This is a genomic window from Aquimarina agarivorans (assembly GCF_000218485.1).
In the GTDB taxonomy this organism is placed as follows: Bacteria; Bacteroidota; Bacteroidia; order Flavobacteriales; family Flavobacteriaceae; genus Aquimarina; species Aquimarina agarivorans.
Map to the genome: position 1 here is coordinate 1 of NZ_AFPB01000167.1, position 19,513 is coordinate 19,513.

Annotated in this window: 16 protein-coding genes and 1 tRNA gene; 12 read left to right on the forward strand and 5 right to left on the reverse strand. The window is 33.0% G+C overall.

Annotated features, from left to right (window positions below; translation table 11 throughout):
* Positions 1-143: 143 nt before the first annotated feature.
* Both GMC_RS0113265 and GMC_RS0113270 read left to right on the forward strand, forming a co-directional pair.
* Positions 144-1,070, forward strand: a complete 927-nt coding sequence (locus GMC_RS0113265; protein WP_010522602.1) for a PfkB family carbohydrate kinase — start codon at positions 144-146, stop codon at positions 1,068-1,070.
* A gap of 42 nt (positions 1,071-1,112) precedes the next feature.
* Positions 1,113-3,011 carry an amidophosphoribosyltransferase gene (locus tag GMC_RS0113270; protein WP_010522603.1) on the forward strand — a complete coding sequence of 633 codons (1,899 nt, stop codon included), beginning with the start codon at positions 1,113-1,115 and terminating at the stop codon, positions 3,009-3,011.
* Positions 3,012-3,268: 257 nt separating this feature from the next.
* On the opposite strand, the gene GMC_RS0113275 is transcribed toward GMC_RS0113270, so the two are convergent.
* From GMC_RS0113275 to GMC_RS0113285, 3 genes are all read right to left on the reverse strand, one after another.
* Complete coding sequence (locus GMC_RS0113275) at positions 3,269-5,458, reverse strand: hybrid sensor histidine kinase/response regulator transcription factor (protein WP_010522604.1); 2,190 nt, start codon at positions 5,456-5,458, stop codon at positions 3,269-3,271.
* A complete protein-coding gene (locus GMC_RS0113280; protein ID WP_010522605.1) occupies positions 5,439-7,307 on the reverse strand; it encodes a ligand-binding sensor domain-containing protein in 1,869 nt (622 codons plus the stop codon). Before GMC_RS0113280 ends, GMC_RS0113275 begins: the two co-directional genes overlap by 20 nt.
* A gap of 1,106 nt (positions 7,308-8,413) precedes the next feature.
* On the reverse strand, positions 8,414-9,022 hold the full coding sequence (locus GMC_RS0113285) for a superoxide dismutase (RefSeq protein WP_010522606.1): 609 nt from the start codon (positions 9,020-9,022) through the stop codon (positions 8,414-8,416).
* Positions 9,023-9,266: 244 nt separating this feature from the next.
* Between GMC_RS0113285 and GMC_RS0113290 the strand changes: the two genes are divergently transcribed.
* From GMC_RS0113290 to truB, 5 genes are all read left to right on the forward strand, one after another.
* A complete protein-coding gene (locus GMC_RS0113290; protein WP_010522607.1) occupies positions 9,267-10,145 on the forward strand; it encodes a cell division protein FtsX in 879 nt (292 codons plus the stop codon).
* 102 nt (positions 10,146-10,247) lie between these two features.
* Entirely contained in the window at positions 10,248-10,559 is a 312-nt protein-coding gene (locus GMC_RS0113295; protein ID WP_010522608.1) for a hypothetical protein, read from the forward strand.
* A complete protein-coding gene (locus GMC_RS0113300; protein WP_010522609.1) occupies positions 10,540-10,788 on the forward strand; it encodes a DUF3098 domain-containing protein in 249 nt (82 codons plus the stop codon). Before GMC_RS0113295 ends, GMC_RS0113300 begins: the two co-directional genes overlap by 20 nt.
* Before the next feature lie 5 nt (positions 10,789-10,793).
* Positions 10,794-11,588, forward strand: coding sequence for an undecaprenyl-diphosphate phosphatase (locus tag GMC_RS0113305; protein ID WP_010522610.1), 795 nt, complete (start codon positions 10,794-10,796; stop codon positions 11,586-11,588).
* Between the two features lie 15 nt (positions 11,589-11,603).
* On the forward strand, positions 11,604-12,293 hold the full coding sequence (truB, locus tag GMC_RS0113310) for a tRNA pseudouridine(55) synthase TruB (protein ID WP_010522611.1): 690 nt from the start codon (positions 11,604-11,606) through the stop codon (positions 12,291-12,293).
* Positions 12,294-12,437: 144 nt separating this feature from the next.
* Here truB and GMC_RS0113315 read toward each other — a convergent pair whose 3' ends face one another.
* The gene (locus tag GMC_RS0113315; protein WP_010522612.1) at positions 12,438-13,010 is read right to left on the reverse strand and encodes a hypothetical protein; all 573 of its coding nucleotides are present in this window, start codon (positions 13,008-13,010) and stop codon (positions 12,438-12,440) included.
* A 712-nt stretch (positions 13,011-13,722) separates the two neighbouring features.
* Between GMC_RS0113315 and hemW the strand changes: the two genes are divergently transcribed.
* The 5 genes from hemW to GMC_RS0113340 all read left to right on the forward strand — a co-directional run bounded on the left by hemW (position 13,723) and on the right by GMC_RS0113340 (position 16,809).
* Complete coding sequence (gene hemW, locus GMC_RS0113320; protein ID WP_316928981.1) at positions 13,723-14,829, forward strand: radical SAM family heme chaperone HemW; 1,107 nt, start codon at positions 13,723-13,725, stop codon at positions 14,827-14,829.
* 20 nt (positions 14,830-14,849) lie between these two features.
* Complete coding sequence (locus tag GMC_RS0113325) at positions 14,850-15,611, forward strand: cyclase family protein (protein ID WP_010522614.1); 762 nt, start codon at positions 14,850-14,852, stop codon at positions 15,609-15,611.
* 22 nt (positions 15,612-15,633) lie between these two features.
* Entirely contained in the window at positions 15,634-16,260 is a 627-nt protein-coding gene (locus GMC_RS0113330; protein WP_010522615.1) for a DUF4230 domain-containing protein, read from the forward strand.
* 14 nt (positions 16,261-16,274) lie between these two features.
* A complete protein-coding gene (locus tag GMC_RS0113335) occupies positions 16,275-16,631 on the forward strand; it encodes an MmcQ/YjbR family DNA-binding protein (RefSeq protein ID WP_010522616.1) in 357 nt (118 codons plus the stop codon).
* A gap of 96 nt (positions 16,632-16,727) precedes the next feature.
* Positions 16,728-16,809: transfer RNA gene (locus GMC_RS0113340), tRNA-Leu, on the forward strand.
* A 385-nt stretch (positions 16,810-17,194) separates the two neighbouring features.
* On the opposite strand, the gene GMC_RS20835 is transcribed toward GMC_RS0113340, so the two are convergent.
* A complete protein-coding gene (locus tag GMC_RS20835; RefSeq protein WP_010522617.1) occupies positions 17,195-19,417 on the reverse strand; it encodes a T9SS type A sorting domain-containing protein in 2,223 nt (740 codons plus the stop codon).
* Between the last annotated feature and the right edge of the window lie 96 nt (positions 19,418-19,513).

The window sequence follows — 19,513 nt, forward strand, 5'->3', positions numbered from 1 at the left end:
TATTAAATTTGGGATGCTTTTTTATAGTTTTGGGATTGAGATGGTTTTGAGTTCTCTGAAATATCGATTTTGAGTTCCTGACTTAACAAACCGATATTTCTTTAAAAAGAACGTATATTTGCAAAAAATTACTTCCACTTTATATGAGTAAACTACTTATTGTAGGAACGGTGGCTTTTGATGCAATTGAAACCCCGTTTGGAAAGACCGATAAAATTTTAGGTGGCGCAGCTACTTACATTGGTTTATCTGCGTCTAACTTTAATGTTCCAATGGCAATAGTATCCGTTATTGGCGACGATTTTCCGGAAAATGACATCCAAATGCTTAAGGATCGAAACATTGATGTTTCGTCGCTTGAAGTTGTTAAGGGTGGCAAAACTTTTTTTTGGAGCGGGCGCTATCATAACGACATGAATAGCCGTGATACTTTGGATACACAACTAAATGTTTTAGAAAATTTTAGTCCAGTGGTACCGCAAAACTTCAAAAATGCTGAGGTAGTTATGCTAGGAAATTTACATCCTTTAGTGCAATTATCTGTAATACAGCAAATGGAAGTACGACCAAAATTAATAGTATTGGATACGATGAATTTTTGGATGGATGTCGCTTTAGATGACTTAAAGAAAACCATTGCTGAGGTTGATGTAATTACTATAAATGATGAGGAAGCACGTCAGCTAAGTGGCGAATATTCGTTAGTCAAAGCAGCGCGTATAATTACTAAAATGGGACCTAAATACGTAGTGATTAAAAAAGGGGAACACGGGGCGTTTTTATTTTACGAAGAACAAGTGTTTTTTGCTCCTGCACTTCCGCTGGAGGAAGTTTTTGATCCTACTGGAGCTGGTGATACGTTTGCAGGAGGATTTACAGGTTATTTAGCAAGTACCGATGATTATTCATTTAAGAATATGAAAAAAGCAATTATCCACGGATCAAATTTAGCTTCGTTTTGTGTGGAAAAATTTGGAACTGAACGTATGCAAGGATTAACAAATACTGAAATAAATCAACGTTTGCGTCAATTTAAAGAGCTTACTCAATTTGAAATTGAATTGGCTTAAAAATTGAGAATTACATATTTTAACACCTAATGTTACCTACTTATGAGTGATGCTATTAAACACGAATGTGGAATTGCTTTTATTCGATTACTAAAACCGCTAGAGTATTATAAAGAAAAATACGGAACAGCGTTTTATGGTGTAAATAAAATGTATTTAATGATGGAAAAACAGCATAACCGTGGACAAGATGGTGCTGGTTTTGCTAGTATAAAATTAAATATGGATCCTGGGCAACGTTACATAAGTAGGGTACGTTCAAGTGAACAATCGCCTATTCAGGATATTTTTAAACAGATTAATGATAGCATCAATAGCAAAGTAAAGGACCATACCCAAGCGTCCGATGATATCAAATGGCTTAAGGAAAATGTGCCATACATTGGAGAAGCACTTTTGGGTCATGTGCGTTATGGCACTCACGGTAAAAATAGTTTAGAGAGTGTACATCCTTTTTTACGTCAAAATAACTGGATGCACCGTAATTTGATTGTTGCGGGGAACTTTAACATGACAAATAACACTGAGTTATTTTCTAACCTATTGCAATTGGGTCAGCACCCTAAAGACAATGTGGATACTATTACTGTAATGGAAAAAATTGGTCATTTCCTTGACGGAGAAGTGTCCAAATTATATAAAAAATTAAAAAAAGAAGGCTATAGTAAAATAGATGCTTCGCCTGAAATAGCGAAACGCTTAAATATTGCTAAAATTCTTAAAAAATCATCCAAACGTTGGGATGGTGGATACGCAATGGCTGGCATGTTAGGTCATGGAGACGCCTTTGTTTTACGTGATCCAGCTGGTATTAGACCTGCTTTTTATTACAAAGATGATGAGGTAGTGGTAGTGGCTTCGGAACGGCCAGTAATTCAAACCGTATTTAACGTTGATATTAATGAGGTACATGAGTTAGATCCAGGAAAAGCCATTATAGTTAAAAAAGATGGCAACACTACTGTAGAACGAATTATTGAACCTTTGGAACGCAAAGCATGTTCTTTTGAGCGTATTTATTTTTCTCGCGGAAGCGATGCCGATATTTACTTAGAGCGAAAGGAGCTGGGTAAGCTAGTGATGCCGCAGGTGTTAAAGGAAATTGAGCACGATACTACTAACTCTGTTTTTTCATTTATACCTAATACGGCGGAAACTTCCTTCTACGGAATGGTTGAAGCTGCTCAGGATGAATTGAACAAGCAAAAGGAAGCTTCTATTTTAGCTGAAAAGCAGGCGCTGACTAATGCGCGTTTGCGCGAAATTTTATCACCAAAAATTAGAACTGAAAAAATTGCAATTAAAGATGCCAAGCTTCGAACATTTATAACCGAAGATAGCAGTAGGGACGATTTAGTTGCGCACGTATATGATGTTACTTACGGAGTGGTAAAGTCCACTGATAATTTAGTGATTATTGATGACAGTATTGTTCGTGGAACAACACTTAAAAAGAGTATCATTAAAATGATGGACCGCTTGAACCCGAAAAAGATTGTTGTTGTGTCCTCAGCTCCGCAAATTAGGTTTCCAGATTGTTATGGGATTGATATGGCGCGTATGGAAGGTTTAGTTGCGTTTAAAGCAGCTCTTGAGTTGCTAAAAGACACTGATAATTACGGATTGGTTGATGAAGTGTATCAGAAATGTAAAAAACAGGAGGATTTAGATGATAATGATGTAGTTAATTTTGTTAATGAAATCTACGATGGTTTTACCGATGAACAAATTAGCGATAAAATTTCTGAATTACTTACTGAAGAGTCTGTAACTGCTGAAGTTAAAATTATATACCAAACTGTTAAAAACCTGCATAAAGCTTGTCCAAACAACTTGGGAGACTGGTATTTTACGGGCAATTACCCAACTCCAGGTGGAAATAGAGTGGTCAACAAAGCTTTTATTAATTTTTATGAAGGAAATAATGAACGTGCTTACTAGGTATAACTTGTTAAAATGCTGTTTTTTAACATGGTACTGCGCTTTAACTAGTTTTTAAGTAGTTCGTCTATTTTATTTTTTTACAACGTTATATGGTCTTATATTTACTATACCATAACATAAGTAGGTTAAGTTCATGGTAGATTTGGGGCAAAAAAGGTGTACTTTACGTATACCTTTTTTATTTTCAGGATGTTTTGACTTTGCTATGTTTTGGTCTTATACGATTCTGATTTGTTTTTATAAAATTACGTTATTTAACCTTTTTGCTTTTTTAAATATTGTAATGGGGTATCTCCAAACTCTGCTTTAAAATTAGTTCGGAATTGCGAACTGCTTTTAAATCCAACCAAGGTACCAAGCTCTCCAATATTAACCGTTTCATTTAAAAGCAATTCTTTGGCTTTGTGAAGCCGTTTTTTTCGAATGTGCTCCGCAATATTAAGCCCAGTTAAGTCTTTAAATTTCCTATAAAAAGTAGCTCTGCTCATATATAATAATGGAGCCAGTTTTTCAGCATTAAAATCGTAGTCCGCGTAATTTTCATCGATAAGTGTATTTACCTTTTTCCAAAAATTTGCATCGCATTCATTAAGCCATTTTTTTGTTGATTCATTTTGCGAATTGTATGATAATAAATGTTTTTTTAATAAATTCCTGTTGGAAAGCAAAGCATCAATACGAGCCAGTAGTTCGCTAGGATTAAAAGGTTTTTCAATATAACTATCAATTCCTAAAGTGAAACCTTTAATTTTTGTTTCAATATTAGTTATTGCTGAAAGTAATATAAATGGAATATGTGATGTTTCTATGTTAGATTTTACAGTGCTACAAAAAGCAACACCATCCATAACGGGCATCATAATATCGGATATAATTAAGTCAGGATTGCAGTGTTTTAAAACTTCAATCCCTTCTTTACCGTTGGATGCTGTTTTTAAACAATAAGCATCTTCTAGTAAGGAGACAATATAATTGGTAAGCTCCACATTGTCTTCAACAATTAAAATGGTATACCCAAAATTTGTTTTTGCCGTTTTTTTGGTAGTGTAGTCAATTGTTGATTTGGTTTGGGATGTTTGCAGGGTTAACATGTCACACTCATTAAAATGATCCTTTCCTTTTTTAAAGGCCACAATAAATGTACTACCTTCGTCTAATTTGCTCTCAGCGTTAATCGAGCCGTGTTGTACTTCGACAAGTCCTTTTACGTAAGCTAATCCTATGCCGTGTCCTTCAAAATTTTCTTGATTTATCCTGTAAAATCGATCAAATATTAGCGATAGTGATTTTTCGGATATTCCTATTCCATTATCCTGTACAATGAGTTTTATGTCATTATTATTTTGTTGGAGTTCAACATGAATAGTTGCATCGTTCGGACTATATTTAATAGCGTTGGTGAGCAAATTGAATATAATTTTTTCAACTTTTTCAGAATCTAACCAAATTTTAATTGCTGGGTCGGAAGTAGAAAAATTTAAGGAGATGTTTTTATCAATGGCAAGTATTTGGAAGGAGGTAACGATATCTTTTGCAAAGGCAACTATATCAAATTCGGTTACCTTGAGTTGCATCTGTTTTTCGTCAATTTTACGCACCTCAATTAATTGATTAACCATTTCGAGCAAACGATTGGCGTTTTTTTTGATGATTATTTTAGTGTGTTCAAATTTGTTTTTATTACTTTCTTCAAGATGCCCTAAAATTAAAGTTAAGGGAGTTCGAAATTCATGAGAAATATTTGTAAACAATTGAAGTTTACTTTGGTCTGCTTCATGCAGCTTTTCTGAAATTTCTCTAATTTGATTATTTTGTTCTTTAAGAATTTTTGTTTGTTCCTCAACTTTATTTGCCAAGCGTATTTTACTTTTTTTAAGTTGAATTGTGCGCAGCTGGACAAAAAGATAGCATCCTAAAAACAGGATTGCCATACACAAAATTTTAAACCAACTGGTTTTCCAAAACGGGGGGGCAATTGATATGCGTAAATTAAAAGGAGGACTCCACGTTTGATCGCTATTTTGTACCGATGTTTTGAATACGTAATTTCCAGGAGGGACAGTTGTATAACTTGCTAAGGGAGTTTGCTGGTTTTGATATATCCATTTTTTTTGTAATCCTTCTAATTTGTACCTGAATTTGGATGGTTGAAAGTAATTGATTGGATTAGCATCAAATGAAAACGAAAATGAATTTTGTTTGTAGTTGAGCTTTATTGTTGAATGATCTTTTAATCTTTCGGTAAGCACTACTTTTTCATCAATGGTATCACCCACTTTGATCAATTTATTTGATAAGTAAAAGTTTTCGATAACGGCTTTTGTTTTCTGGTGTTTTTTGCGAATATTTTTAGGATTAAAATAAATAATATCCTGATAACCACCATAATAAAAAGTTCCGTCTTTTTTGTTAAAATGATAGGCATCATCTAAAAAAAAACTCATCCAATAAATATGTAGTAATTTTATGGGTTGTTGTATTCAGCTGGCTGACACCTTTGCTGGTGCTCATCCATAAATTTTTGTCATCGTTAATTTTTACTGAATAAACGATGTTGCTTGACAATCCATCTTCTTCAAAAAAAGTTTTGATTACTTTATTTTTAGATATGCTAAATAAATTGAGTCCACTATTGGTGGCAACCCAAATGTTATCTCCATCAATTTCTAAAGCGTATATTTTATTATCCGAAAATCCGCTTGATGATTTTAATAAACGTTTGTAAGTCGTTCTGTTTTTGTCAATTTTAATTAGGCCAAACTTATTTTGAACTACCCAAAGGTTTTGACTATCGTCTAGGGCAATATCTCTTATATCTTTTTGTAAAGCTACTTTATCAATTTTAGTAGGCAGTAAGGTTAATTTTCCAGTATTTAAATCAACTTCTCCAATAGCATTTGCGCCTGTTAAGGTCAACTTTCCTGTGCTAAATTCTTTAATACAATAGCTTTTGTAAGGCCATTCCCAATCGTAAAAACAGTCTAAGGTTTCTATTTGGTTAGTTACTGCATTAAATTTTCCAATAAAGTGTTCCGTTGCAATCCAAATATGTTGTTTCGAATCTTGAAAAATTTCTCGAACATTTATGATAGGTTCTTTTTTGCCTTTTTTATTAAATACATGAGTGTAATTTGTTAAAGTTCCTTTTTTGTCATAAACTTCAATGCCTTTATTTTTTGTACCTACCCAAACTTTATTGTCTGTAGACTTTGAAATAGCGCATACTGGGTTAATTTGTCTTATTAATGAAGCATTAAGCGCAGTTTTGTTTCTTGAAATAAAGTTGAATTGATTTTTCTGTTTGTTATATAAGTAAAAACCAAACGACTGGGTGCCTATCCATAAATTGCCATATGTGTCGTATTTTAAATTAGTAATACTGTGTTCGCTTAATGATGAGCTGCAATACGCAAAAGTTGATTTAGGCGTTATTTTGTGTATTTGATGTTTTTCTTTTGAAAAAAAGTGAATTCCATTTTTCGCTCCTATCCATAAATGATTGCTGTTAATAGCTAAGCTATTTATTTGACTAACATTACAATGTTGCTCCAATTCGTTGTATAAAACTAATGTTTCAATTGCAGTGAATTCTTTGTCAAATAGCACAATACCTTGGTCATTTATAACTATATAATTGTCATTATAATGGTCTAAATAATATATTGGCTTAGTGTATTTAATGGTAGTTATTAATCTATTTTGATCAAATTTGTAAGCCTTAATACCAAACTTACCACTTGTTAATATTGTAGTATTTGACTTATTTGAACGTATAAAACCATGTGTAAACTGCGCATCTATTTTTGATTGAAATTGATTTGTTTTTATATTGTAAACCCCAATGCCATTTTTTTTCTTTAACCAAAGTAAAGAGTCATTTTGTACGAGGATTTTACTGCGTGATTCATCACTAAAATTGATTAATGGCTGATGATTAAAATGAAAAAATCTTTTTTTGTCAATATCAAATTTATTTAACCCTCCGTTTTTAGTGAGTGCCCAAATGTTTCCATGCGTGTCTTCTTTTATGGCGGTCACGTTATTTCCTACAATAGAACCATTAGTGTTAACATTTGGTTTATATGAAGTAAATTTTTTGCCGTTAAATTTATTCAATCCATTCAAGGTTCCTAGCCAAATAGTTCCTTTAGTATCAATTTCCATACTAAATATTGAATTTTCCGAAAGGCCGTCATTGATATAAAAATGATCTAATTGATGTTCCGATTGGCAATATCCAATTTGTAAAACAAGGAAACTTAAAATAACAAATATGTAACTGTTTAAAAACATTAACTTTATAAAGGGGAATGGATAGGGTTTATTGTTATTTAAAAGTAATAATTATTCAATTTATTTAATTTCAGTGTATTGAAAAAAAATTTCTACTTATAATTGAAATTTATTTTGGTCAATTAGTACTGAATTAAATTTTTTTAGAGATGTTTTATAAATACATCCTTGCATTTGCTACTGTAATTTTGTTTTAATAATATGTTTTTTATTTCCACTGAAAAGTAGGTTTAGTTGATGTTCTTTTTTTGTTACAATGCCAGGTGTTATTACTTCAATTTCTGAACATTAAGCTTTATCAATAAAAATCAAAAATCTTACCATTTAGGTAATGTTATTGTTCAATTTTTATAACATATGATTAAATCTTGGTCGTTATTTACTTTGATACAAAACCAAGTTTAATTGAGACAAAATCGCCACTTCTAAAAGCACAACTGTTGTAATTTTACAAACAGTAAAAGGTATTAAACAAGTAATTATAATTTTTAATCAGGAATTAATGATTACACTAATGGCAAAAGCTTAATAGCCTAATAAACTATTTCTTTAAAGGAATAACAACAACAATAATGCTCATAAAAAGTTTTGCCGTTAAATAAGTTTATTGAAATAGTAAAGAAATTGCGGGAGTAAGAATTTGAAAAGTCAAATCTAATTTATGATACCCTGTTGGATTAAGCAATTTAAATACTGTAGCGTTTACTTTTAAAGGGCACAGTTATTAAAATTACTTTAGTGAAATCATTTGAAAAATGATCCCAAATAAAATTGATAATTCAAAACAAACATTTTCGTGTGCCCTATTGAGGATAATTACGAAGTTGTTAAGAATTAAAATTTAATTGTTAATCAGTTTTAATGCAACAATCATAAATACTAATTTTCAAAAAAATTACTCCTGAAAAAGAAAAGAAAAAATAAAGAAGAATATAATTTAATGGAACTCCACCATCTTACCGTGGGGGTTATTTGTACTTGTGTTATGGCAAGTTGATGGTGATGTGTTTTTCGATTTTTTTATCGAAAAAAAGGCGTTTGATTTTTCAAACGCCTTTTACTTTTATATTCGGTTTTAGTTCAAAAACTAAAATGCCAACGATACACTATTTATTTTGAGCAAAAAGTGCTGAAACTTCAGACCAATTGATCACAGAAAAGAAAGCCTCTAAATAATCAGGTCTTCTGTTTTGGTAATTCAAATAATATGCATGTTCCCAAACATCAACACCTAATATTGGTGTACCTCCACAACCAACGCCTGGCATTAATGGATTATCTTGATTTGGTGTGGCACAAATTTCAACTTTTCCACCTTCATGAACACATAACCAAGCCCATCCTGACCCAAATTGTGTAGCTGCAGCTTTTTTAAATGATTCTTTAAATGCTTCAAAGGAGCCAAAGGAAGCATTAATTGCATCAGCTAAATCTCCAGTTGGTTTTCCTCCTCCATCGGCAGACATTACTGTCCAAAATAAACGGTGATTATAAAAACCACCACCGTTATTACGAACTGCTTTGTTTTCTAGATCAAGATTGGAAAGAATATTTTCAATAGTTTTTCCTTCTAGGTCAGTCCCTTCAATAGCTCCGTTTAATTTAGTAGTGTATCCGTTATGGTGTTTACTATGGTGAATTTCCATAGTACGAGCGTCAATATGTGGTTCTAACGCATCGTATGCGTATGGTAACTTAGGTAATTCGAAAGCCATAATTGTGTTTTTTATTTATACTTATTACTACCAAAAGTAAGAATTATGCATTTTATATAAAAGCAGTAGCGCTTCATTTAGCATATAATTTATAAACACTATTAATAAATGACTAGTTACAATTAAATTCTATTTCATAAATTAGCTTCTTAAGAAAAATATTGATCGCAATCCAAACTCTAAATTTAAATTTAACGTTAAATTTAAAAGATTGCAAAAACAATAAAATTAAAAAATATCACTCTTGAGTTCTAAATTTGAAAAATATCAAAAGCGTAGATTAATTTCCTCCTATTTTTCAGTGATACTAAGTATTGGATTGGTTTTATTTTTACTTGGCTTATTAGGATTATTAGTTTTAAATAGTAAAAAGGTAACGGATTATTTTAAAGAACAGATTCCTTTAACCATTTACTTGAAAGATAATGCTAAAGAGGTGGAAACAACTCAGCTCACAAAAAAACTTAAACTATCCGAAGCTGTAAAGTCAGCTAAATTTGTTTCCAAAAAAGAAGCTGCAGCAACCCACAGCAAGGAAATTGGCGAGGATTTTATAAGTTATTTAGGGACAAACCCGTTACAAAACTCAATTGATATTAATTTGAATGCTGAATTTGTGAATAATGTAAGTATTGACGACTTTGTGGCTGATATTTTAGCGAAAAAATTTGTTGATGAAGTAGTATATGACAAGCCACTTATTTCTTTATTAAACGAAAATATCAAGCGTATTAGTTTTTGGGTACTGCTACTTTGTGGAATTTTTACCATTATAGCCGTGTTGCTGATTAATAATTCAATACGATTAACCGTATACGCAAAGCGATTCACTATAAAAACCATGCAAATGGTAGGGGCAACAAAATCATTTATCAGAAAACCATTTATTCGGTTAAACTTAACTTTAGGGATACTTGGTGGTCTATTGGCACTATCGGGAATGGGAGCGGTACTATACTACTTGGACAAAACGTTTATTGAATTTAATTTTACTTCGGATATTCCAATGTTAGCGGCAGTTTTTTGTGGCGTATTTTTGTTAGGCCTTTTTATAACTTGGTTAAGTACTTTTTTTGCTGCACAACGTTTTTTAAGTTTGCAAACCGACGAATTGTATTATTAAATTTAGTGGCTAGTGTTTAAGCGAATATATTTAACCTGTTGTTTCTTAATTTTTTTAGTAGTAATTAGTTTGGCTTTTATAACGTTCAAACCTGTCAGAAACGTGACCACTTCTGACGTAATTCAAAAAATAGGGGTAGTACAGTATGTATCAGTTGGAAACGGTGGCGACATTTATATTACCTTGGAAAGCGACACACACAATTACTACATAAACAATGCGTTAAAGCAGGGGTTAAATGCTGATAAATTAAAAGCTGCTATTTTACAAAAAGAAGTTACCTTGCTGCACATTAAACGGTGGACTCCCTTTAGTACTGATGGGGTTTTTCCACATATTTCGAAATTAAGTTGTAACAATAAAGTACTTTTTAACGAAATCATAAACGAAAAAAATGACAAAAGAGACCAATAATAGACCTTCTGAAAAATTTGTTTTTGAAAAAAAGAATTACGTATTTATGCTAATAGGTTTAGCTTGTATATCGCTAGGTTATATTCTTATGGCCGGCGGTGGCAGTGATGATCCTAATGTGTTTAACCCTGCAATTTATAATTTTCAGCGCATTCGTTTAGCTCCAACACTAATACTTGTCGGTTTCGGAATAGAGGTATATGCCATATTGCTAAATCCAAACAAATAACGTTTATGGAGGTTTTTGATGCTATTATCCTTGGTATTATACAAGGATTGACAGAGTTTTTGCCTGTATCATCAAGCGGGCATTTGGAACTAGGGAAAGCTATATTGGGAGATACTACCGTAGCTGAAGAATCTTTAATGTTTACCGTAGTGCTTCATTTTGCAACTGCTATCAGTACCTTGATTGTGTTCCGAAAAGATATCGCTGAAATTATAGGAGGACTCTTAAAATTTAAATGGAACGCTGAAACGCAATTTGTGGCCAAGATCATGCTTTCGACCATACCAGCCGTAATCATAGGCTTATTTTTTGAAGATGAACTAGAACAATTATTTGGTGGAAAAGTTACCTTTGTTGGCTTTATGCTACTTATTACGGCAGTACTGTTACGGCTGGCCGATAAGTCAAAAAATACGGATAAACCTGTCAGTTACGTTAACAGTATGGTTATAGGTATTTCACAAGCTATTGCTATGCTACCTGGGATTTCGCGTAGCGGAGCAACTATTGCAACTTCGGTATTGCTTGGTAACGATAAGTCAAAAGCTGCTCGTTTTTCATTTTTAATGGTGATTCCACTAATTTTTGGAAAAATAGGAAAGGATTTGTTAGATGGTGCTATTAGCTCGCAAACAGGCAACAATGTGGCGTTAGGAGCAGGTTTTGTAGCGGCATTAATTAGCGGATATTTTGCATGTACCTGGATGATAGCCTTAGTTAAAAAAAGCAAACTTTCTTATTTTGCTATATACTGTTTAATAGTAGGTATTATAGCAATAACTGTAGGTTTTTTGCACTAGATATTGCTGTAAATTATGGAAGGTCAGGATTATTTAAATGGTCAAACATTATTGATTGATAAACCTTTGGAATGGTCTTCATTTCAGGTGGTTAATAAGTTGCGATGGCTAATTCGCAAACAATATGATATAAAAAAAATAAAAGTTGGGCACGCTGGCACGCTGGATCCACTAGCTACGGGGCTTTTACTAATTTGTACAGGAAAATCAACCAAAACCATAAACGAGTTACAAGGACAAATAAAGGAATATACAGGTACCATAGTATTAGGAGCTACTACTCCGTCATACGATTTAGAAACCGAAATTAACGCTCAATTTCCTACGGATCACCTTACGGAGGAAGGTATACATGCAGCTACCAAGCAATTTGTTGGAAAAATTGAACAGTACCCTCCTGTTTTTTCGGCGCTAAAAAAAGAGGGCAAACGATTATACGAGTATGCCCGAAATAATGAGGAGGTTGAAATAACACCCAGAGAAATTGAAATAAACAGCTTTGAAATTACAGCGATTAATGGTGTAAATGTTGATTTCAGAGTGATTTGTAGTAAAGGTACTTACATCCGATCTTTGGCACACGATTTTGGAAAAGCACTACATGCTGGCGGCCACCTTTCGGCGTTACGACGCACTAAAATTGGTGATTTTAATGTAGCCAATGCCATCACTCTTGAAGTATTTGAAGAGCAGTTTAAAGGGTGATATTGTATTATCTATTCAATTTTCTTGATTTAGTTTCTTGATAAAGAGAATAATAGCATATCAGAGCACTTGCAATTTGACTGTAAAAAAGAATAGCGGTAAATCAAGTATGATGAACGAAATAAAATTCAAGTTGCGTTAAAATCAATCAATTGTTACAAAATCGTCATCACCAGTTCCATTTTCAATAAAAATGGTAACGGGTACACCTGTATCTTTAATGCATTCGTCAGAAAAGAAATTAAATGAAAAGCCCAAATAATTATTGTCTTTATTAAAAAATTCAATATCGCTGTATTTAATTACAATTTCGGCATAGTTTGGGCTTTTGTCGAAAAACCACAATTCACCAAACTCACTACTGTTCAAAGACCATCTCCAACCCTGCTCACTGTCAGTGTTGTTGTTCTCAATAATTTCGCCACTAATTTTTATAGCATTTGTATTTGGAATAACTGTTTTTTTAAGTTGCACAATAACATCACAAATAGAGGTGGGTGCGTCAAAGATTTCAATTATTGGTGCATTAGTAGTATCTTCTTTTTTGCTGATCTCATCTTTAGTTTTTTCTGACAAAAAAGTTTCTTCTTTATTGGTAGTATTAAAAATAGGATTGAAAATAAACTCTTGAGTTTCTTCTTTACTGTCAACATCAGAATTACATGAAGAAATCAACGTCAACGACACTATGAGCAATATAAAAGACTTTAATTTCATTATAAATTAATTGTGGAGGAACTACAAAATTAAATAAGTTTGCCTTAATTAGTTGTTAAATTTTTTGTGTAGCAGGTAATTTCTTACGGCTTTTTTTAATTCATGCTGGTTGTCAGTTAAGATCAAACTACGATTGCTAATTTATTTAGAAATATTTTAGATAAAAAGGAAGAATTTGCAGGTGACTGAAAAGCTTGAGTGTAAGTATACAGTTCAATTTGGAAGCGGTTTAAGGAGATCGCTTTTGTAATTCCACAACTAAATAATGAAACAAGCTATTTTGTTGCGTTTGAAAAAGGCGGCTTTCAGGGAGTGCGTTCAAATCGACTCAAAAACCATAATAAAAACGAAGCTGACAATCAGATTGCTATTAAAATACACCTAGTTCCTGTCTAAACTGCTGGCTTGTATATCCTACAGCTATTTTCTGACAATCAGTTGATAGCTACCAAAAAGTAATTGTAAATTAATTTACAATTACTTTATACTGGTTCTGATTTTAAATGAGTAATTTAATGTATAAAGGTGTCAATGGATAATCTTAGGTTAGAATAGTGGTATAATATATCATTCAAATACGGATATAAAAATCATGCATAAAAACTAAACCACTAATATTCTTTAAAACAATCAAAAGACATGCTTGGATTAGCAAAAATCATAGTATATTTTTGCAGTAAATACTTTAGTTATTTCAGGCATTTATATCCATATCCCATTTTGCAAAAAAGCATGTCATTACTGTGATTTTCATTTTTCAACCTCTTTTAAAAAAAAGAGTGCTATAATTAATGCCCTATGCCAAGAAATTATACTAAGGAAAGAAGAATTAAGTGGAGAAAAAATTCAAACCATTTATTTTGGAGGCGGTACACCATCAGTTTGTACAATTACTGAAATTAATCAAATTATCAATACTATATATGCTAATTTCTCAGTGTCGGCAGCGCCTGAAATTACACTTGAAGCAAATCCTGATGATTTAAACGAAGCTAAAATAAGTGATTTGGCTCATACCAAAATTAACAGATTGAGTATTGGTGTACAATCTTTTTGTGAGGCTGATTTACAATTAATGAATCGTGCCCACAAAGCCGATGAAGCAATGCAATGCTTGCTGTTAGCAAAAAAATACTTTCAAAATATTTCTATTGATTTAATTTACGGTATTCCTGGAATGACCAATGAACGCTGGCAACAAAATTTGACGACAGCATTATTGTTAAAATTGCCACACATTTCAAGTTATGCCCTTACGGTAGAAAAAAACACAGCATTAGAAAAGTTAATAAAAAACGGAAAGATCGATGCCGTTAATGATACTTCTGCGGCAGCGCACTACCAAATATTGACAGAAACTTTAGAAAAGGAAGGTTACGTAAATTACGAATTTTCTAATTTTGGAAAGCCCCAATTTTTCAGTCAAAATAACACGGCTTACTGGCAAGGAAAAAAATATTTAGGCATTGGTCCATCAGCGCATTCGTTTAACGGAATGCAAAGGAGTTGGAATGTTGCCAACAACACACTTTATCTAAATGGAATACAGCACAACAAACCGATGTTTCAAGTTGAAAACTTGAGTACTACCGATCGTTTTAACGAATATATTATGACAGGATTGCGCACCATGTGGGGAGTTTCGTTACCCAAAATAGCTGCTGACTTTGGGGGTAACTACCTGAAACATCTGGAAAAACACAGTCAAATCCATTTAAATAATGAAGTATTGCTTTTAAGCGATCAGTGTTTGCACCTAACAAAAAAAGGAAAATTTTTGGGCGATGGTATTGCAAGTGATTTATTCTTCCTAAATTAGTGTCACACAATTGACTTCATATGAAGATTACACTAAACATTGGAGGAGAAGATTTTTTTGCAAACACTGATCTTCCATTAGACATTTCAATTGCATTGCAATCAGGTGTTGAAAACCCTAATGCGTGGTATATTACTCCGCCTGTTATTGAAGCCGAATATAATGAAGAGGAAGAATGGGTAGGCTCGGTGGCCGAAGGTGGCCCAGTAAATTTTAATCACATTAGCTTTAACCCGCATGCTCACGGAACACATACTGAATGCGTAGGACACATTACTCCTGAAAAAAACAACATTCTGGACAGTCTTAAAACCGCACATTTTGTAGCCGAATTGGTAAGTGTAGCCCCTATAAAAGTGGGTAAAGATCGGCAAATAAATAAAGAGCAGCTTGAAGAATATGCAGAGGAGTTGGAAGGTAGAGATGCCATAATTATAAGAACTGTACCTAATTCGGAGATCAAAAAAACCCAACAATACAACCATACCAATTGGCCTTATTTAACTGAAGAAGCTGCAGCATATATTGCCAGTTTAAACATCAAACATTTATTAATCGACTTACCTTCCGTTGATAAAGAAAAGGATAACGGCGCTTTGCTTGCACACAAAGCTTTTTGGCAATATCCTGAAAATACCCGTAAGCAAGCTACAATTACCGAGTTTATATACGTACCAGATCATATTATTGATGGTACTTATTTACTCAACTTACAAATTGCTCCTTTTGTAAATGATGCTAGCCCAAGTAGGCCTACGCTGTATGCCCTGACTAACAAATAAGATAGTTTTGTAACTTTACTTTATGGAATTACTTTTTATTGGGCTTATTGCTGGTACCATTTTAGCTTATTTAATTTTTGCGCGTTTTCAATGGGTTGGAAAAAAAAAGCGCACCGCTACTCAGGCATTAGTATTAAAGGATAAAATAAAGCAGGTATGTAAGTTAATCTCAGTTGAAGGTGATTTTGCTGAAATTTATCATTACGAAAGTGTTCGTGAAAAGTTTTTTGATATTTTACTAGGAAAAAAGAAAGCCCTGATATTAATTGATGCTAAGGCACACGTAGGCTTTAATCTTTCTAAAATAAAGATTACATCTAATCCAAAAACTAAAGTACTAAAGCTAACGCATTTTCCGCAACCAGAATTACTTACTATTGAAACCGATTTCAAGTATTATGATAAAAAAGAAGGCTGGTTAAATCCATTTACATCCAAAGATTTAACGGAAATTAATAAGGAGGCCAAGCAATACATAATAGATAAAATACCACAAAGCGGCTTAATTAATGAAGCCCGTAAAGAAGCTTTAAAAACCATTCTTTTGGCAGAAAGTTTGGCGGAATCCATTGGCTGGAAAATCAACTACACTGCTTTGGAACTGCCTAATAAAAAAACTTCTGAAAAAGACCCTGTACTTATTGAATAACTAATACTTTATTCATGGATATTGAAACTTACAGAAATTATTGTTTGAGCAAAAAAGGAGTTTCTGAATCCTTTCCATTTGATCAAGAAGTATTAGTATTTAAAGTAATGAACAAGATTTTTGCTTTAGGAAATATTAATAGCCGTCCTTTAAAAATTAATTTGAAGTGCAATCCAGAAAAAGCGATAGAATACCGGGAACAGTATCCCGAAATTATGCCTGGTTACCACATGAATAAAAAACACTGGAACACTGTAGATTTTGAAGGTAATTTACCCGATAAAAAGCTTTTTCATTTGATCAATCATTCGTACGAATTGGTAGTTTCTAAACTTTCTAAAAAAGAAAAAGAGCAGCTAAAGGCATTGTAAAAATAATAAGTTTAATATTTAATATCTAAAATTAAAAAATATTCTTATATTTGCACTCGCAAAACAGTAGTCCTAAGTAAACTGTTAGTAAATTAAGCGGGCGTGGTGGAATTGGTAGACACGCTAGACTTAGGATCTAGTGCTTCACGGCGTGGGAGTTCGAGTCTCCCCGCCCGCACAACATAGGATAAGCCGACTTTAACGAGTCGGCTTTTTTGTTTGGGGTAGCACATTTTCCTATACAAGGTCAATAAATAGCTGCTAAACAGAAAGAGGAGACTCTAAAAAAGAATGTTTTTCAAATTAGTTGTTTTTTAATCTTGTCCGAACCCGCCGATAAAATATTTAATTCTTCAAAAAAATAATTTTGGTTAGGTTTTTCTGTTCAGTTAAAATAGAAAACATGAGCGTAGCCCTAATTACGGAGTTATTTAATTTTTGTTAAATAAGCGAAAAAGAGCCATTCTGAATGGGGAAATTTAATGCAGGAAACGGTATTAAATCAAAACAGGCTTAAAAGGTTACCTTTTAAGCCTGTTTTGATATGATAAAAGGGTAAATATTTATTCTCCTGAAATCATAAATTTATCCACAGCATGCAAGCCATTTCTAGTTTTTATTGCAATAAAATACATGCCATTACTCAGCGGATTAACTGAAATACTTCCAGTAGCACCATGACTTTTATCAAAATCACCTTTAAGTATTATTTGTCCTAGCATGGATGTAATGGTATAAGATATAGCCTGATCCGTATAGTTTTCAAGATTTAAATTCAATGTTTCAATAGCTGGATTGGGAAATAGCTTAATGCCAACATGAGTTAAATCATCCAAAGCTTTGGCTCCATTTACAGGAATAAGTTCAAATTGTTGATTCACGTTGGATGTGTTGTGCGCCCATAAATGTACATTTTGATCGTTTCCTCCTCTTTTATCAAGTGCTTTGTTAGCGCAATGTTTTGGACGTAAAAAAATGTTGCCATTTTTACGTGTTAAAATCCACTTTTGGTGGTCTGAATTGGCATTAGTCCAAGTAGCAATATTGCTACCGTTTTCACACTTCCCGAAAAGAACTTCTAAATACCTGTTGGAGTCAGTGTTTTTTATTGTATGCACACCGTTACCCAAATGTTTAAATACCCATTTTTGATCGTTAAAAGTACGGGCATTGTACATGCGCGTATTATAATCATCCCATTTAGGAGCAATTATATTTTGGTCATTTGATTTGTTTTTAATGTAATAGGTTCCATTCATTTGGATATTTCCGTCAACAACACCTAGGTTGGTAGGTTTTGGAGTTGTATTTCCAACTTTTAAGCTAAAGGTTAATTCGTTAGTAGCATTTTTGTTATCTGTAGCTACTGCCTTAATAGTGTAATTCCCTTTTTTTAAGTTTTTTAGTGGAGTATCCTTTTTGTATTCCCATTGGTAAGGCGCCTTATTTTCCTGTCTAATTAGTTTGTTGTTAAGGTATAGCTTAACGTTGTTAATACTGCTACCTTTTACACTGACCTTAACTTCAACATCAATATTAGCTCCTTCTTTTACGCTTAATTTTCCATTTTTTATGCCAACAAAGCTTAAGGTGGGTTTGTTAGAATTTACCGGATTAGGCGTAGTTGGTTTTGGAGTAGGAGCAGGTTTAGGCTTAGGGGTTGTAACTACGGGAGGTGTATTGTTTCCATTCTCTATTGCAGGGTAAAAAGTCCCGTGTTTAGGTGTTTTTTTTGATTTGTTAAATGGATACTCTGGGATTCTACTTCCTTCTTCCTTCCTCCTAGGACCTAAATACACTGTATTATTGTCTGAAAAACTTCTTCTGTTATTATTGTTTCTTTCAATGCAAGTGTTTTTATAAATATAATTATCCCTATCGGATACTCTGTGGAAACTAGCCCATGGTCCCATAACTGCATGGTATGGTCTTTCAAGACCAGCTTGAATAGTTATATTATTTTGTTCAATTAGGTTGTTTCCAGCATCAGCATTATGAAAATTGACATCTTGGGTGATGTTGTTTTTGTAAACTACATTGTAATAAGCACCTTCTCTTTGGATGGCAAAGTGTCTTAAATTTTTAATAGTACAATTATACACTAATGCATATCCACTTTGTAAAGCGAAATAGCCACTTCCACCGCCTCCTTTATTCCATACTCCATCAACATACATGTCTCTAAAGGTTAGGTGGTCTGTTTTCCAAGTATTCACTGGGGAGCCTCCTGTGTTTAAAACAGTTACTTTGTCTACCCAGCAATTTTTAGCACCACTACCAAAAACAATTCCTTTGATATCATAGTTGGGTTTTGTAAGTGCCAATTTAAAAGGATCGGGTGTTCCTGATTGATTTCCTTTAATAGTCAATCTTTCCAAACTAGCTTTTTTTACCCCTCTAAAGTATATTGCCTCGCCTTTTTTACCAGTCATGGTAATGGTCATTACAACGCCATCTCGGCTTTCTCCAACAATTCGAACATTATTTTTAGGAAAAATGGTTTTATTAATGGTATAATTTCCATTGCGAAGCCTTAGTTGACCACCTCCATTTCGGGAAACTTCATCAATAGCTCGGTTTATGCCATCACTATTTGTAGCACTTATTGTTTTTTTAATTTTACTTTTCGACAATAAAGGGATGCCACCCTCAACACCAGCATTCATCCATTCTCGCATTTGCGGGTAGGCTGAATCTAATTTGGAATTGTCAAATTTCATTCCTTCATCTCCTATTCTTTGAGCAAATAAATTGAGTTGAAATAAAGAAATAATAAGAATGACCATTGTATTATGCCGATGATTTATCGACTTTATTGAGTAATGATTAGTCTTCATGTTAGTTTTTTGATTGTTATTGAGTAAATAACTTAAAAAACTATA

Bases quoted from the DNA above. Each gene is read 5' to 3' on its own strand.
- GMC_RS0113265 (WP_010522602.1), top strand. From the start codon at position 144: ATGAGTAAACTACTTATTGTAGGAACGGTGGCTTTTGATGCAATTGAA.
- GMC_RS0113270 (WP_010522603.1), top strand. From the start codon at position 1,113: ATGAGTGATGCTATTAAACACGAATGTGGAATTGCTTTTATTCGATTA.
- GMC_RS0113275 (WP_010522604.1), bottom strand. From the start codon at position 5,458: ATGAGTTTTTTTTTAGATGATGCCTATCATTTTAACAAAAAAGACGGA.
- GMC_RS0113280 (WP_010522605.1), bottom strand. From the start codon at position 7,307: ATGTTTTTAAACAGTTACATATTTGTTATTTTAAGTTTCCTTGTTTTA.
- GMC_RS0113285 (WP_010522606.1), bottom strand. From the start codon at position 9,022: ATGGCTTTCGAATTACCTAAGTTACCATACGCATACGATGCGTTAGAA.
- GMC_RS0113300 (WP_010522609.1), top strand. From the start codon at position 10,540: ATGACAAAAGAGACCAATAATAGACCTTCTGAAAAATTTGTTTTTGAA.
- GMC_RS0113305 (WP_010522610.1), top strand. From the start codon at position 10,794: ATGGAGGTTTTTGATGCTATTATCCTTGGTATTATACAAGGATTGACA.
- truB (WP_010522611.1), top strand. From the start codon at position 11,604: ATGGAAGGTCAGGATTATTTAAATGGTCAAACATTATTGATTGATAAA.
- GMC_RS0113315 (WP_010522612.1), bottom strand. From the start codon at position 13,010: ATGAAATTAAAGTCTTTTATATTGCTCATAGTGTCGTTGACGTTGATT.
- GMC_RS0113325 (WP_010522614.1), top strand. From the start codon at position 14,850: ATGAAGATTACACTAAACATTGGAGGAGAAGATTTTTTTGCAAACACT.
- GMC_RS0113330 (WP_010522615.1), top strand. From the start codon at position 15,634: ATGGAATTACTTTTTATTGGGCTTATTGCTGGTACCATTTTAGCTTAT.
- GMC_RS0113335 (WP_010522616.1), top strand. From the start codon at position 16,275: ATGGATATTGAAACTTACAGAAATTATTGTTTGAGCAAAAAAGGAGTT.
- GMC_RS20835 (WP_010522617.1), bottom strand. From the start codon at position 19,417: ATGGTCATTCTTATTATTTCTTTATTTCAACTCAATTTATTTGCTCAA.